The organism is Flavobacterium aquariorum (assembly GCF_003254745.1).
Taxonomy (GTDB): domain Bacteria; phylum Bacteroidota; class Bacteroidia; order Flavobacteriales; family Flavobacteriaceae; genus Flavobacterium; species Flavobacterium aquariorum.
On sequence record NZ_QKXH01000004.1, the window covers coordinates 133,152 to 148,373 of the forward strand.

Annotated in this window: 7 protein-coding genes; 3 read left to right on the forward strand and 4 right to left on the reverse strand. The window is 35.1% G+C overall.

The window, feature by feature from the left end; genetic code table 11:
* Nucleotides 1–26 precede the first annotated feature (26 nt).
* From DOS84_RS07890 to DOS84_RS07900, 3 genes are all read left to right on the forward strand, one after another.
* Nucleotides 27–2,801 (forward strand): 2-oxoglutarate dehydrogenase E1 component, encoded by a 2,775-nt coding sequence (locus DOS84_RS07890; RefSeq protein ID WP_111409584.1) that lies wholly within the window; start codon nucleotides 27–29, stop codon nucleotides 2,799–2,801.
* 168 nt (nucleotides 2,802–2,969) lie between these two features.
* Nucleotides 2,970–4,196, forward strand: a complete 1,227-nt coding sequence (gene odhB, locus DOS84_RS07895) for a 2-oxoglutarate dehydrogenase complex dihydrolipoyllysine-residue succinyltransferase (protein ID WP_111409585.1) — start codon at nucleotides 2,970–2,972, stop codon at nucleotides 4,194–4,196.
* A 94-nt stretch (nucleotides 4,197–4,290) separates the two neighbouring features.
* Nucleotides 4,291–5,526 carry a TCR/Tet family MFS transporter gene (locus tag DOS84_RS07900; RefSeq protein ID WP_111409586.1) on the forward strand — a complete coding sequence of 412 codons (1,236 nt, stop codon included), beginning with the start codon at nucleotides 4,291–4,293 and terminating at the stop codon, nucleotides 5,524–5,526.
* 160 nt (nucleotides 5,527–5,686) lie between these two features.
* Here the strand turns inward: DOS84_RS07900 and DOS84_RS07905 are convergent, their stop codons facing one another.
* From DOS84_RS07905 to DOS84_RS19375, 4 genes are read right to left on the reverse strand one after another with little or no spacing between them, the layout of a single operon-like run.
* Nucleotides 5,687–9,976, reverse strand: a complete 4,290-nt coding sequence (locus DOS84_RS07905; RefSeq protein WP_111409587.1) for a T9SS type A sorting domain-containing protein — start codon at nucleotides 9,974–9,976, stop codon at nucleotides 5,687–5,689.
* A 52-nt stretch (nucleotides 9,977–10,028) separates the two neighbouring features.
* A complete protein-coding gene (locus DOS84_RS07910; RefSeq protein WP_111409588.1) occupies nucleotides 10,029–10,466 on the reverse strand; it encodes a retropepsin-like aspartic protease in 438 nt (145 codons plus the stop codon).
* 40 nt (nucleotides 10,467–10,506) lie between these two features.
* Nucleotides 10,507–13,173, reverse strand: a complete 2,667-nt coding sequence (locus tag DOS84_RS07915) for a CHAT domain-containing protein (RefSeq protein WP_111409589.1) — start codon at nucleotides 13,171–13,173, stop codon at nucleotides 10,507–10,509.
* Nucleotides 13,174–13,210: 37 nt separating this feature from the next.
* The gene (locus tag DOS84_RS19375) at nucleotides 13,211–15,160 is read right to left on the reverse strand and encodes a PKD domain-containing protein (RefSeq protein ID WP_111409590.1); all 1,950 of its coding nucleotides are present in this window, start codon (nucleotides 15,158–15,160) and stop codon (nucleotides 13,211–13,213) included.
* Between the last annotated feature and the right edge of the window lie 62 nt (nucleotides 15,161–15,222).

The following is a 15,222-nucleotide window of genomic DNA, read 5'->3' on the forward strand; positions in this document are numbered from 1 at the left end:
ACAAAAGTATATTCAATAACAATATTATGGATAGGTTTTCATTTTTAAACGCAGCTCATACAGAATTTTTCGCGCAATTATACGATCAATATTTAGAAAATCCAGATAGCGTAGAACCTAGTTGGAGAAGTTTTTTTCAAGGTTTCGACTTTGGAATGACTACTTATAATGATGAAAATCCAGTTCAGCAAATTGTTGAAGTGTCCACTGGTAATGTCGATTGTAGTTTAGTTTCAGACAAATTGCAAAAGGAATTCAACGTATTGAAATTAATTGATGGTTACCGTTCCCGAGGGCATTTGTTTACCAAAACAAATCCGGTTCGCGATCGTAGAAAAACGACTCCGACTTTGGATATCGAAAACTTTGGATTAACAACTGCCGATTTATCAACGGTTTTTGATGCAGCACAAGTTATTGGTATTCCGCCTAGTTCCTTACAAGATATTATAACACGTCTTAAAGCAATTTACTGCCAACATATTGGTGTTGAATATATGTATATCAGGAATCCTGGTGTTGTGAAATGGGTTCAGGATAAATTGGGTGTAAACAATAATCAGCCAAACTTCTCTTCGGAAGAGAAAAAAAATATACTGAACAAATTGAATCAAGCTGTTTCTTTTGAGAACTTTTTGCATACTAAATATGTAGGGCAAAAACGTTTTTCATTAGAAGGAGGAGAAACAATTATTCCAGCTTTGGATGCTTTAATTGAAAAAGCAGCAGAACAAGGAGTAGAGCAATTTGTGATGGGAATGGCTCACCGTGGTCGTTTGAACGTTTTGGCAAATATTTTTGGCAAATCGACTCAAGACATTTTTGGTGAATTTGACGGTAAAGATTACGATCAGGAATATTTTGATGGTGACGTGAAATATCACTTAGGTCTTACTGCCGACAAAAAAACAAGAACTGGAAAAAGTATCAATATCAATTTGGCACCAAATCCTTCTCACTTAGAGACTGTTGGGGCAGTTATTGAAGGAATCACAAGAGCAAAACAAGAGAAATATTACCCGGATGATTTCTCAAAAGTATTGCCAATTGCCGTTCACGGAGATGCAGCAATTGCTGGGCAAGGTATTTTGTACGAAATCATTCAAATGGCGTTGCTTGACGGTTACAAAACTGGAGGTACTATTCATATCGTAATTAATAATCAAGTTGGTTTTACAACTAATTATTTAGATGCTCGTTCATCGACTTATTGTACAGATGTTGCCAAAGTAACACTTTCGCCAGTATTACACGTAAATGCAGATGATGCCGAGGCTGTTGTACACGCTATGTCTTTTGCATTGGATTATAGAATGCAATTTGGACGTGATGTGTTTATCGATTTGTTAGGGTATAGAAAATATGGTCATAATGAAGGTGATGAGCCTCGTTTTACACAACCTGTCTTATATAAAATCATTGCGAAGCATCAAAATCCAAGAGACATTTATGCCGAAAAATTATTGGCAGAACGTGTTATTGATGCCACTTATGTAAATGGTTTAGAAAAAGAATACAAAGCTACTTTGGAAGAAAATTTGGAAGCATCTCGTAAAAAAGATTTGACTATCATTACTCCATTTATGCAAAACGAATGGCAAGGTTACAAACAAGTAACGTCTGTTCAAATGTTGGAAAAAGTGGATACTTCTTATCCAAAAGAAAAATTGACAGAAATTGCCAATTCGATTTCAAACTTGCCAACAGATAAAAAGTTTATTAGTAAAATTCAAAAACTAATCAACGACAGAAAAACAATGTTCTTCGAAACTGATAAATTGGATTGGGGAATGGCGGAGCATTTAGCTTACGGATCTTTATTGCAAGAAGGTTTTGATGTTCGTATTTCTGGACAAGACGTAGAAAGAGGAACTTTCTCCCACCGTCATGCCGTAGTTAAAGTAGAAGATTCAGAAGAAGAAGTAATTTTAATAAATAGTTTAAAAGATAAAAAAGGAAACTTTAATATCTTCAACTCACACTTATCAGAATATGGTGTTTTAGGTTTTGATTATGGATACGCTTTGGCAAGTCCAAAAGCTTTAACCATTTGGGAAGCACAATTTGGGGATTTCTCCAATGGAGCCCAAATTATGATTGACCAATATATTTCTTGTGGTGAAGACAAATGGAATAATCAAAATGGTATTGTTTTATTGTTGCCGCACGGATACGAAGGACAAGGAGCAGAACACTCTTCAGCTAGAATGGAACGTTACTTACAACTTTGTGCAAGACAAAATATGTATGTGGCAGATTGTACTACACCAGCCAACTTCTTCCACTTGTTACGTCGTCAATTGAAAACGGAATTCCGTAAGCCATTGATTGTGTTTACTCCAAAAAGTTTACTGCGTGACCCAAGATGTGTTTCTTCTGTTGAGGAATTGGTAAATGGAAGTTTCCAAGAAACTATCGATGATACTACAGTAAACAAGAAAGATGTAAAAACATTGGTTTTCTGTACAGGTAAATTCTACTATGATATTACTGCCGAAAGAGAAAATAACGGTCGTAATGATGTGGCGGTAGTAAGAATTGAGCAGTTGTTCCCGTTGCCAGTAGAGCAATTAAAAGCAATCATTGCTCAATATCCAAATGCTGATGATTATGTTTGGGCACAAGAAGAGCCTAAAAATATGGGAGCATTTAGTTATATGTTAATGAATTTCGACCTTGTAAAATGGAGATTGGCTTCATTACGTCAGTATGCTGCGCCTGCTGCAGGTAGTTACACACGTGCAAAACGTCGTCACGCCGATGCAATCAGAATGGTTTTCGACAAGAATTTGTTTAGATAAAATAATAAGGAGCTATTTCCTGCTATTCGTTGCAATCTTTTTATTTTTAAAGGAAAAATAAAAAGGATTTCCACTTCTATCAGGGCTAGAAAGAACAATAACAATAAACAGAAGTTGTTTTTTAGAACAATTTTAAAATTTAAAATTCATAATTTAAAATAATAAAACATGATTTTAGAAATGAAAGTCCCATCACCAGGGGAATCAATCAAAGAAGTTGAAATTGCAACTTGGTTAGTAAAGGATGGAGATTATGTAGAAAAAGACCAAGCTATTGCTGAGGTTGATTCAGACAAAGCAACTCTTGAATTACCGGCAGAAGTAAGTGGAATTATCACGCTAAAAGCGGAAGAAGGAGATACTGTTGCTGTTGGAGCAGTAGTTTGCCTTATTGATACTGATGGAGCAAAACCAGCTGGTGCTGCACCAGTTGCTGAAGTTGCCAAAGCGGTAGAGGCGCCAAAGGCAGAAGTAAAAGCAGAAGCGCCAAAAGCGGCTCCTGTTGTAGCTTCTTATGCTGCAGGAACGCCATCACCAGCAGCCAAAAAAATATTGGAAGAGAAAAATATAGCTCCAGCTACTGTTACGGGTACTGGAAAAGCTGGAAGAATAACAAAGGATGATGCAGTAAATGCTGTGCCTTCTATGGGAACTCCAACTGGTGGATCTCGTGGTACCGAAAGAACGAAATTGTCTATGTTGCGTCGTAAAGTGGCCGAAAGATTGGTTGCTGCCAAAAATGAAACAGCTATGTTGACTACTTTCAATGAAGTAAACATGACGCCAATTAACTTGATTCGTAACGAATACAAAGATGCGTTCAAGGCAAAACATGGTGGACTTGGTTTAGGATATATGTCATTCTTTACTAAAGCGGTTACAAGAGCCTTAGAATTGTATCCAGACGTAAACTCTATGATGGATGGTGACCATAAAATCGCTTTTGATTTTGCGGATATATCTATCGCAGTTTCTGGGCCAAAAGGATTGATGGTTCCTGTAGTTCGTAACGCTGAAAACTTGACTTTCCGTGGAGTTGAAGCTGAAATTAAAAGATTGGCTTTAAGAGCTCGTGATGGACAAATCACAGTTGATGATATGACTGGAGGAACATTCACGATTACTAATGGGGGTGTTTTTGGAAGTATGTTGAGTACTCCAATCATCAACCCTCCTCAATCTGGAATCCTTGGAATGCACAACATTATTGAGCGTCCTATCGCAGTAAATGGTAAAGTGGAAATTCACCCAATGATGTACGTGGCTCTTTCTTATGACCACAGAATTATTGATGGTCGTGAGTCTGTTGGTTTCTTGGTTGCTGTAAAAGAAGCTTTAGAAAACCCATTAGAATTATTGATGGGTGGTAACGCTAAAAAAGCATTGGAATTGTAATTAAAAATTCTTTCTTAAAATAAAAAAAAACCGTCTCGTTCCAAAAAACGAGATGGTTTTTTTGTTTATTTGCCCCACTAACCAAATACTATTTATGGCTTCAAACAAAAAACAGGCTGCTATCGGCTTTATCTTCATCACAATGTTAATTGATATTACGGGTTGGGGAATTATCATTCCGGTTATTCCAAAATTGATTAAGGAATTGATACATGGTGATGTTAGTGAAGCGGCAAAATACGGTGGTTGGCTAACATTTTCGTATGCGATAACCCAATTTATGTTTGCGCCTTTAATTGGTAATTTGAGTGATAAATTTGGGCGAAGACCCATAATCCTAATTTCGCTTTTTGCTTTTTCGCTGGATTATATTTTGCTGGCATTTGCCCCAACTATTACATGGTTATTCATAGGAAGAATAATTGCTGGATTAACAGGTGCAAGTATTTCAACTGCTTCGGCGTATATAGCCGATGTGAGTACGCCTGAAAATAGAGCCAAGAACTTTGGTATGATCGGTGTGGCTTTTGGGCTCGGATTTATAATTGGGCCTGTTATCGGAGGTGTTTTGGGGCATTATGGATCTAGGATTCCATTTTATGCTGCAGCAGTTTTGTGCTTGCTGAATTTCTTGTACGGTTATTTTATTTTACCCGAATCACTATCAAAAGAAAACAGAAGGCCAGTGAATTTGAAAAGGGCCAATCCAATTGGAGCCTTTTTGAATTTAAAAAAATACCCTTCGCTATATGGGTTATTGTTTGCTCTGTTTTTGATCTATGTTGCATCACATGCTGTAGAAAGCAATTGGAGTTATTTTACGATGTACAAATTTAGTTGGGATGAAAAAATGGTTGGAATTTCATTAGGTGTTGTTGGTGTTTTAGTAAGTCTCGTTCAAGGAGGATTGATACGATGGACTAGCCGAAAATTAGGAAATGAAAAAAGTATTTATGTTGGAATGACATTATATACTATTGGAATGTTTTTGTTTGCTTTTGCTTCCGAAAGCTGGATGATGTTTCTCTTTTTGATTCCGTATTGTCTAGCCGGAATTGCTGGACCTGCTTTGCGAGCTATAGTTTCAAATCATGTTTTACCAACAGAACAAGGCGAAATCCAAGGAACAATAGCTAGTTTAATGAGTGCTGCAACCATTATTGGGCCACCAGTAATGTCGAGTCTTTTTTATTATTTTACGCATAAAGGTGCGCCGCTCCAATTTGCAGGAATGCCATTTATTCTTGGCGGTTTATTAATGATGGTTAGCGGTATTATTTCTTATTTTTCGTTGAAAAAGTATGCTACTTCAAATACAAACAATGATTAAAATAATCAATAATCCATTGTTTTTTATTGTTATTTGAATTCCAATAGGTGTATTTGTGAGTTTGGTGCAGATATCTCTATCGTTGTTTCGGCACTTGACATATTCATAAAAAAAATCCGTTTAGTTTTCTAAACGGATTTTTTTGTTAAAGTAAATGAGGTTATTCTTTTATAAGTTTCACAGTTTTTTCTGCTCCTTCGGCTTTTACTTTTAGAAAATAAATACCATTTGAGAAATTGGATAAGTCAATTTCGGAACGAAGACCGTTTATTTTTTTGGTCAGAAGCGTTTCTCCTTTAATGGAGATAAAGGTAACTTCATCAATAATCGAAGTATTTGAAATTGTTAAAACGTTTTTCACAGGATTTGGATAGTATTCAAAATTTTTGATGGCCAAATCATTCGTTCCTAATGTGCTAGATTTTACGGTCACAGCCAATCTTTCCGTACTTTCAATTCCGTTTATTGTTTGGGAAGCATAGTATGTAGTTCCGTCCACAATAACTGTTGTTAATGGTAAAGGAGCTTCACTTGTTTTACTTGTTTTTCCAGCCAAAGGATTCTGATTGATGTACCATTTAATATTTTGACCATCAATAATAAGATCTGCCAAAGTTTGTCCAGGCTTAAATACCAAAGTCAATTTGATTTGCCCATTTATTAAAGGAGCTGGAGGATCAACTAGAGCATTCAGCGAGATGTAACATCCATTCTCATCTGAAGTATTAACGATGTATGATCCCGGAGTTAATCCTGAGAAAACATTGTTCGTTGAAAATTTATCTAAATTAGGAGATATTGCATATCTGTAATTACCTGTTCCTCCCGTTGCATTGATAGTAATAGTTTGACTTTTTACCGTCGTCACAGTCATTAATGCAGAAACTGGTTCTGAAATAACAACTTGAGTCGTTGTAAAGCATCCATTAGAGTCCTTCATACTAATATTATGTGCACCTGCGCGTAAATTAGTAAAAGTCATACTGATGTTGCCATTTATATAGGGACCGTTGTCTAGAGAATAAGTATATGGAGCGAGCCCGCCAGTTACATTAGCTGCTATGGAACCGCTAGCCTCACCTTTGCAATTTATATTAGTAGCAGTTACATTAATTACAGGGATACTTCCTTGGGTAATCATTGCTGTAATAGAAAATGTCGAATTTTGATAATCTCGGACTTTTACAGTATAAGTTCCAGCTTTGAAACTTGAGTATACATTTGAATTTGTATAAGTTGCACCGTTGTCAAATGAATAGTAGTAGGGTTGAAATCCTCCCGTAGCATTAATGGTTATGGTTCCGGGAGCATTACATTTTATAGAATCAACTTGAACAGTAGCCGAAAGTGCTGGTGCTTGCACAACATCAACGCTCCAGTGTATATATCCACAACCATTAGCATCCGTTACTTGTGCAGAGTAACGTCCAATTGGTAATCTGGTAAAAATTCCATCTTTTTGTGGACCGGCAACTACGATTCCGTTATTGTTTTGTAAATAATAGTTATAAGGTGCAGTTCCTCCATTTGCATTCACAATTATTCCTTGATCATTAATTAATATTGCAGTAGCTGATAGATTTTCTGCTGGTTCTGTTAAGGCAATTGTTGTGGTGGAAATACAGCCGTTGGCATCTTTAACTGAAATATTATAAGTGCCAACACGTAAATTAGTAAAGACATTAGTTGTATTAAAAATAATTCCATCTAACGAATAAGTATATGGCGCTTGTCCTCCTGTTGCAGTAGCTGTTATTGAACCTGTATTGTCACCTTTACAAAGTACATTTGAATTAACTGTTGCTGAAATGGCTGGAGCATTCACAGGAGTTATTACTGCAACCATTGAAGTAGTTGTATTGTTCTCTGCGTCACGAACGTTTATGTTATAAGTTCCGGGAGCCAAACCAGTAAAAATATTTGAAGTAGTATAATTAATTCCATTGTCCAGCGAATATTCATAAGAGCCTGAGCCTCCTGTAGCAACAACAGTAATTATTCCGGTAGGATTATTACAGGTTATAGGTGAGGCTGAAAAACTTGCAGACAGTCCGTTAGAATTAGAAATGTTAATTCCAGTTTTTAATAATGAGCATATTGTACTATCTATAACTTGGACACTATATACTCCTGTTGGTAAGTTAGCAAAGATATTAGATGTCTGAGGGCTTGTTATTGTTACTCCTGTGTCGTTATCTTGTAGTGTATAAGAATAAGGAGGTACTCCGCCTGTTGTATTTACGGAAATAGTTTTGTCATTTACCACAACCGTTGAGCTAAGGATAGTAGGTTCCGGTATCGTTATGCTTACAAATGAAGTGCAGCTATTGTTATCGATTACTTGTATAGTGTGCTCTCCTGCAGACAAGTTGTTAAAAGTATACTCAGCATTAGAATCATAGAAATCAACATTGTTTAATTTATAAACATAAGGTGCTTGACCTTGGATAACTGTTGTTGTTATAGAACCATTGCTTGCGCCATTACAGCTTACCGCAGCGACTAATGTTGCAGTAATAAATACTGGTTTTACATCAGCTATGGTAACAGGGACGGTAGTTGTTGTGTTTTCAGTATCCCGAACAGTTATGGAATAATTTCCAGGAACTAAATTAAACTCATTTGAAGAAACATAAGTAGCTCCATTGTCTAATGAGTATTGATAAGGAACTACACCTCCTGATGCACTAACGGTTATTGTTCCAGTAGGATTAACACACGTTGTAGGTGTTACAGCAATTGTTGCTAAAAGTTGATTATGTTTATTAATTACAATATTTGTCTGTAAGTAGAAACATCCTTTTGCATCTGTAACTCGGACACCATATAATCCGGCTTTTAAACCCATAAAAACGTTGGAAGTTTGAGAAGGAATAATTGGTAATCCGAAATTATCTGTTACTGCATAAGTATAAGGGGCAACTCCTCCCGTAGTATTAATGGTTATAGTTCCATCATTATCATCACTTGTTGTTGAGTTTGTAGTAACTGCTGTCATTGATAAAATGGAAGGTTCTACAATGGCTGCAACCATAGTATATATACATCCAAGAGCATCTTTTACATTTACATTATAATATCCAGCAGCTAAATAATTAAAAATATTACTTGTAACATAGCCATTGCCTATTGAATACGTATAAGGTGCTGTTCCTCCACTAGCATTAATTGTAATTGCACCATCGTTGCTTCCTTTGCAATTTACGTTTGTAACTGTTGCAGTCGCCACCAATGTTTGAACAGGATCTATAGTTGTAGGTAAAGGAGGTGAAACACAATTCTTACTGTCTTTTATAAACGTGACATAGGTACTTGGCTGCAAATTCGAGAAGGTATTCATATTGCTAAAAGTTACTCCATTATCAATAGAATAATAATATGGAGCTTGCCCTGAGGTTGCTTGAACAGTTATTGATGCATTGCTGCAACTTGTTGGATTGTTGTGAAGTACAACCCCATTTACAGGAACAGGTGGTGCTATTGTTATTGTACTTGTATTGAAGGTTGAATTTAAAGCATCTTTTACATTTATTAAATAAGTTCCGGCAGTTAGATTATTAAAAATATTAATAGCTTGAAAAGCTCCCCCATTTATAGAATATGTGTAAGGAGATTGTCCGCCAAAAGCATTAACCGTCAATGAAGCATTTCCATTACTGCTGCAATCTATTTCTTTGGTAATGGCAACTGCTGCATTTAAAGCAGGTAAGATAGTTGCTGAAACCATTGCTACACAACCTCGAGAATCTCTTGCGTTAAAAATATTGTTTCCGGGTGCTAAATTTGTAAAAACATTACTAGCTTGATAATTAGTGCCGTTTGATGAATATTGATAAGGTGCAGTTCCTCCAATAGCTGTAATAGTTGCATTTTGACCAACTACCATTGCAGTTGTATTTAATAAAGTTGGCTCTGTAATAGTGTAGGTAAATGTAGTTGGACAGCTAGCGGCTACATCTAATACCTGTATGGTGTATACCCCAGCCAATAAATTGTTGAAAATGTTACTACTTGTAAAAGTACCTCCATTATTTATAGAATAGTAATATTGTCCACCTCCTCCAGAAGCAGTAATGGTTAGCGACGAAGTGCCTCCTTTGCATGCTATTGTGGTATTCGTAGCTGTTATATTTAAAGCCGGAATAACTTTTACGTTAAAAGAATTGGTTGTAATAGTTCCGTTATTATCAATTCTGGCATAGATTGTTGTAGAACTTGCTGCAGTATTATAATTTGAAGGATTTGCAATTGCATTTATATTATTGGTTGCATCTGCAAGGCTTAAATGGTAGCTTACTGTAGTTTGAGCAGGATCTAGATTGCCAATTAAATCTATTTTTTGCTTACTTAAATCAAAATTGTTGTCTCCGGAGCAATGTACAATATTATTAACTTGAGCATAAAAAACAGTAGTAAATAAGAAAAGAAAACAGAGTAAAATTTTTTTCATAGTAATAGATTTGTTAAAATAAGCTCAACAAATATAACTAAAAAACTTAATTTCACTTCAAATACAAACAATGATTAAAATAATCGATTATTCCTTTGCCTTTCATTAAAACATCGGCGCCAATTATGCCATGAACAGGTTTTACTTTATAATGATTTAGAGCTTCATTGACATGAGATAAATCGAAAATTACGAGATTCAATTTATTGGTTGCCCATTTCCCTAATTGGAGTTGGTTCTTGGAGGACATTTGTGTGAGCATACCTGTTGCTCCTGCACCCGAAGCTTTGGTTTTAGAATTTTTAGCTTCCAATGCAAAATGTTCAATACTTTCAAATCCCACACAGCTGTTAGAAGCGCCTGTATCCAGTATGAAATTCCCTTTTACACCATTGATTTTGGCTTTGATCAAAAGGTGTTGTGTTTTGGTAATTTTAAACTTGATTTTTTTATAATCTACTTTCTTAAGTTTAGCGTGTAAATTTTTCATGTTAGAAATGTCTTTTTTTTGCAAGGTAAAAATAGTGTTCCTAATGATTCTTTTTCTTTTTGGACTTGATTTTTTCTTTTTTTATACGCTTAGTAATCAATTTGAATAATATAAAACCGCCAAAAAATATCATAATAATTACGAAACCCAGCAGTAAATAGTTGTTTTTTTCTTTGTTTTCGAGACTGCCATAATATACAAAAGGAGCCCAATAATAAGGTGATTTTTTTGCGTTTGGAATGTTCTTGTTTTTTATAAAATCAAGTTTGGCCTTTGCATTGGCTTCAAAATAGGAGTCGTTTTTCTTGACGTATTTATAGAAATCACCCATAAATATAGATGTAGTATAATCATTTACTTTCCATAAAGAGAATAACAAATTTTGAGCTCCTGCAAACTGAAAACCTCTAGCGATACTCATTGCTCCTTCGGATTTGTAGAGTTTGCCAATTCCCGTTTCGCAAGCACTTAAGACAACCAAATTCGGATTTATGTCAAGGTGATATAGCTCGGAGTAGAGTACTTCGCGATCGTAAAATTTAATGCTGGCAGGTGTTTCTATGTCTCCGGCAGTGGCATGGGTGGACAAATGCAGAATGGAATAAGCTGGAGCATTATTTTTGAAGTTTTGAAACGAGGCAGAATCATTTTCAAAAAAGCGTCCTTTGAAACTGGTTTTAATGGATTGTAGTTCGGTTTTGGAATAGGTCAAGGTGTAATTGGTTTTTTCGAAAATGGGAAAGATGCCCAAAACCGTTTTTTCTTTTGGAGAAAAAGGTTTAGCATTGAGATAAAAACTGGCTGAATTGTTGTAAGCAATATTGAAATCATGCAACAAATAATGCATTTTTTCAAAATTGGTGGTGTTGGATTCTTTGGTGATTAAGGCTTCAAACGGTAGAAAATCAAGGACGCCATCTGGAACAATAACAAGATTTTTATAGGATGCATTTTTGGGAAATTGTAATTTGTCATAGGCTATTTTTCCAAAATGATTGTAACCATTTATGTCATCGGTAATCGCATTAGAATCATTAAAATAAGCAATAAATTGCCAAAAGTAAACAGAATAATGAGCATCATTGCTAAAAGAATTTATTGCTATTTTCTCCTTTTGTTTGCCACCCAAAACAAAATAATACATTTTCTCATAACCCGAAAAATAATAAATCATCGATGCATCGTCTGATTCGAGTTTGGAATACAATACATTTAAATTTATCGACTCTTCTTTAAAGCTGCTGTTGTCAGCCTGAAGTTCTTTTAACAAAAGCATGGTTTCATTTTGCTTTTTGATGGCTTTGTTTATTTTGTAAATATTTGCTAACTCACCTTTTTGCTGTTCTTGTAGAATTTCATTATTCCAAAATTGTAATTCCTGAATCTTTTGTTTTTCTTTTTTTGAAGCATTTCTATTCCTGGAAAGTTCGCTTTTTAAAACACCCGATTTAGTGCGTTCAGCGAGTTGAAAAGCTTGTTCAATATAACTGATTTTGTTTTCTTTTTTATATAAATGATTATAAATCGCAATGCATTTTTCGGTTCGATTGATTATCCGGACTTGATTGATGATTTTAGAATTTTCATAAAGCAACAAACTGCCCATTAATTCTTCGATAGGAAAACAAAGGTTATAGATCTGTAATGCTTTCTTAGGCTGGTTTTGTTGGTTATAAATGTCGGCTTGTAGATCTAAAGCATCGAGTAAAACGTTTTCGGCATACAAAGAGCTTTGCAGCGGTACAGTTCTTTTTTGACCGCCATATAATGGAATTAAGGATTGATAAACCAGCTGAATGGATTGAAGAGCTTTAGGTATTTTCCTTTGTTCGAAAAACAATAATGCTTCTTCATAATATAACTTTGCGATGGATCGAACTCCATGATTTTTGGAAGAAAAGAAAAGAGTTTTTGCTTTTTCGAAATAGACATTTGCTTTTTCAAAATCGTTTCTTTGTCCATAAAGAGAAGCCAAATTTCGATAGCAATTCGATAAGGACTCAGATTGATTTTTTTCATTTTTTAAAAGTTGAATTGCTTTTTCGTAGCTGTCTTCTGCCTTGAAATAGTTTTTTGAATCAAAAGCTGTTTCTTTGGCATTTATTAAATAGTTATTTCCCAGATTATTCAATAAGTTCCCTTTTTGAAGTGAAGAAAGGTTGGTTGTTTTTAAAGCGTTTTCTAATAAATCAATAGCTAAGGTATTCCTACCTGAACTCTGATAAACATTTGAAAGATTGAGAAGGGCTGCTGTTTTTTTGCTTTCATTTTTCTCAATATTGGCAATAAAATAATAGTGTTTAATGGTGTTTTCGGCATTATCATAATCCCCCATTATTGTGTATAAATTACCTAATGGTTTGAGACAATATTCGATTATGTCATAATCTGCGAGTTGGTAAGTTTGATATGTTTTCCATGCTTTTTCATAACTGATTATGGCTTGGTTTGTTTTGCCAAATTCATTTTCGAAATAGGCTTTGTTGCAGTTTAAAATCACGATGGATAGCAATCCTTCTTTTGATTTTTTGTCTTGGTTTTTCCAAAAATTGGTTTCAATGGTATTGAGGTTATTTATTCCTTCCAATGATGGATTGGCGACAAAATAATCAATAGCATCGTAGGTTATCTCTTCTTGCGTATGTTTTTTTTGTCCGAATACATTCAGAGAAACTAAGAGGCACAAGAAGATTATTTTTTTTGGCATAACTTTTATCTTATTGGTGTTTTCTAGGGATTAAATCCTAGAACTTCCATATACCATACAACTGAATATAATTAAAGTTATTGTCAAAGTTGAGTACATAACGCGCTCCCAAGCTAGGACCAATTCTTGCAAAACCAGCTGTAAAGTCGAATAATAATCCCGATTTTAATTCGGCAAACGAATTTGAGGATGTAGTGGTTGAGTATTCTGTTCGTATGAGGAATTTGTCTGAAGTTCCTTCGTACACATCGGTTTTGATGTTTTGTGTTTGCTGCTCGGATACATTCATATTGATTTGAAATCCTGCCCCGACACCAAAATAAGTTGAAAGATTATATCGGAACAATAATGGAATTTCCCAGTTGATATTTTTGTTTTCAATGGATGTGGTTATTTTTTTTAAATTCACTGTGCCTGTACTTTGGTCAACTTTTTCTGAGAAAGTTGTTTCTCCATCATAGGAAGTAAAACTATTTAAAAATTCGGCTTGCCCATAATAGCGATACGATTTAAAAGGAGAAACAGTGGCGCCAACAAAATAACTTTTTGAATTGTCTAAATTGGAGTAAAAGTTATAACCCGCTTTGGCTCCAATAGATATACCGGGAGTGAATCGGGTAGTGGCATAATTGGTGATAATAGGTTCATTTTTGTCGAAAATTATGGCCGTTCTGCTTTTGGTTTTCACTTTGTGAAAGTCTTCATTGAATTTCATAGAGTATTTTACAAATCCTTTGGTACTGTCTATTTCTTTTACGTTTTTTTGATTACTTCCGGGCAAATAAATGTTTCTGAAAATAAAGAAAATCTGGGTCTCTCTTTCGATAACATCCAAGCAACTGGTTGTAGCCACTTCGCCTTTGGGACAAATGGGACATTCGGGATACATGCCTTCAATTTTCAAAGAGCTTTTGTCAAACATGTCTGGGATGTCAGTTTCGAGTTGAATTTTTCTCGCTGGACCTTCGCCGTTGTTTTGAAAACTGGTTTTGAATTTAACTCTTTTGTATCGTACTAATCTATAATTCATAAAACTTCCGTTCGACCCCATTTTGTTAGGATCGTGGGAAGTAACGATTTCCATTTCCAGATTTTTTATTTTATGGTTTTTAAAACTTCGATTGGGCACATAGATAGATCGCATGGTTATAGTGGCACTCGTGTCTTTGATCATTTCGGGAGTAGTTTTGAAAGTGTAAAAAACATTTCGGGTTTCGCCGGGATTGTGATCATCGATTTCTAAAATGGAAACATCTTTATAATTGTTTGTAGCCGCTAATAAAGTGGAATCTAAATCGGTTTCATTGGTTGTTTCTCTATATTTTTTGGCGAAAGCCAAAGTGTTATTCGAAGCCAAATAACGGTTTGAATTATCGATATCATCTGCTGAAACAACATTGTTTTCTTTTACGGTTCTTTCATTAGCATAAGATCTTACTTCCTGTAAATCGAAATTGTTTTTTTTGAATTGCTTTTCATTGAAAAAAAGATAGAGTTTTCCGTTAGTTACATAATTCTCCAAATTTTCATAACTCACCACTACTTGTATTTCCTGTTCCGGGATGGGATCGCAGTTTTTGAAAATTGATAATCCATTTTGATCGGCAATAGAAGCGATGTCTTTATAGTTGGAATCCTCAATATCGTTGATTACTACTTTTTTGGGACGGGTAGCTGGTGGTTTTCCATTATCGTAATTGTTGGTTACGGTAAGGCGAGTTGTATAAGTTCCTTTGTTTTTATATACATGTTTAGGTTCGGCTTCTTTGCTATAATGGCCATCGCCCAATTCCCACAAATAGGAGTAACTTGGTTTTGGAGCTCCCGCAATAGGAATTAATGGAGGTGTTTCGGGTTTGAAATTCACTAGATTTCCTTTTTGATCGTATCCAATATTGGCTCTTCGGGTAATGGTATCTTTTACTTTGACTTGTGAATAAAAAGGGAATGTGATAATAAGAAAAAAGACTATCAGCGATTTGTTCATATCTGGTTATTTTGGTCGGTCATTATAGCTTTGTGAACGTTCGAAAACGCAACTTCAATTCA

What these genes read in the sequence shown, in the direction of transcription:
- DOS84_RS07915 (WP_111409589.1), bottom strand. Translation starts at nt 13,173, where the DNA reads ATGCCAAAAAAAATAATCTTCTTGTGCCTCTTAGTTTCTCTGAATGTA.
- odhB (WP_111409585.1), top strand. Translation starts at nt 2,970, where the DNA reads ATGATTTTAGAAATGAAAGTCCCATCACCAGGGGAATCAATCAAAGAA.
- DOS84_RS07905 (WP_111409587.1), bottom strand. Translation starts at nt 9,976, where the DNA reads ATGAAAAAAATTTTACTCTGTTTTCTTTTCTTATTTACTACTGTTTTT.
- DOS84_RS07890 (WP_111409584.1), top strand. Translation starts at nt 27, where the DNA reads ATGGATAGGTTTTCATTTTTAAACGCAGCTCATACAGAATTTTTCGCG.
- DOS84_RS07910 (WP_111409588.1), bottom strand. Translation starts at nt 10,466, where the DNA reads ATGAAAAATTTACACGCTAAACTTAAGAAAGTAGATTATAAAAAAATC.
- DOS84_RS07900 (WP_111409586.1), top strand. Translation starts at nt 4,291, where the DNA reads ATGGCTTCAAACAAAAAACAGGCTGCTATCGGCTTTATCTTCATCACA.
- DOS84_RS19375 (WP_111409590.1), bottom strand. Translation starts at nt 15,160, where the DNA reads ATGAACAAATCGCTGATAGTCTTTTTTCTTATTATCACATTCCCTTTT.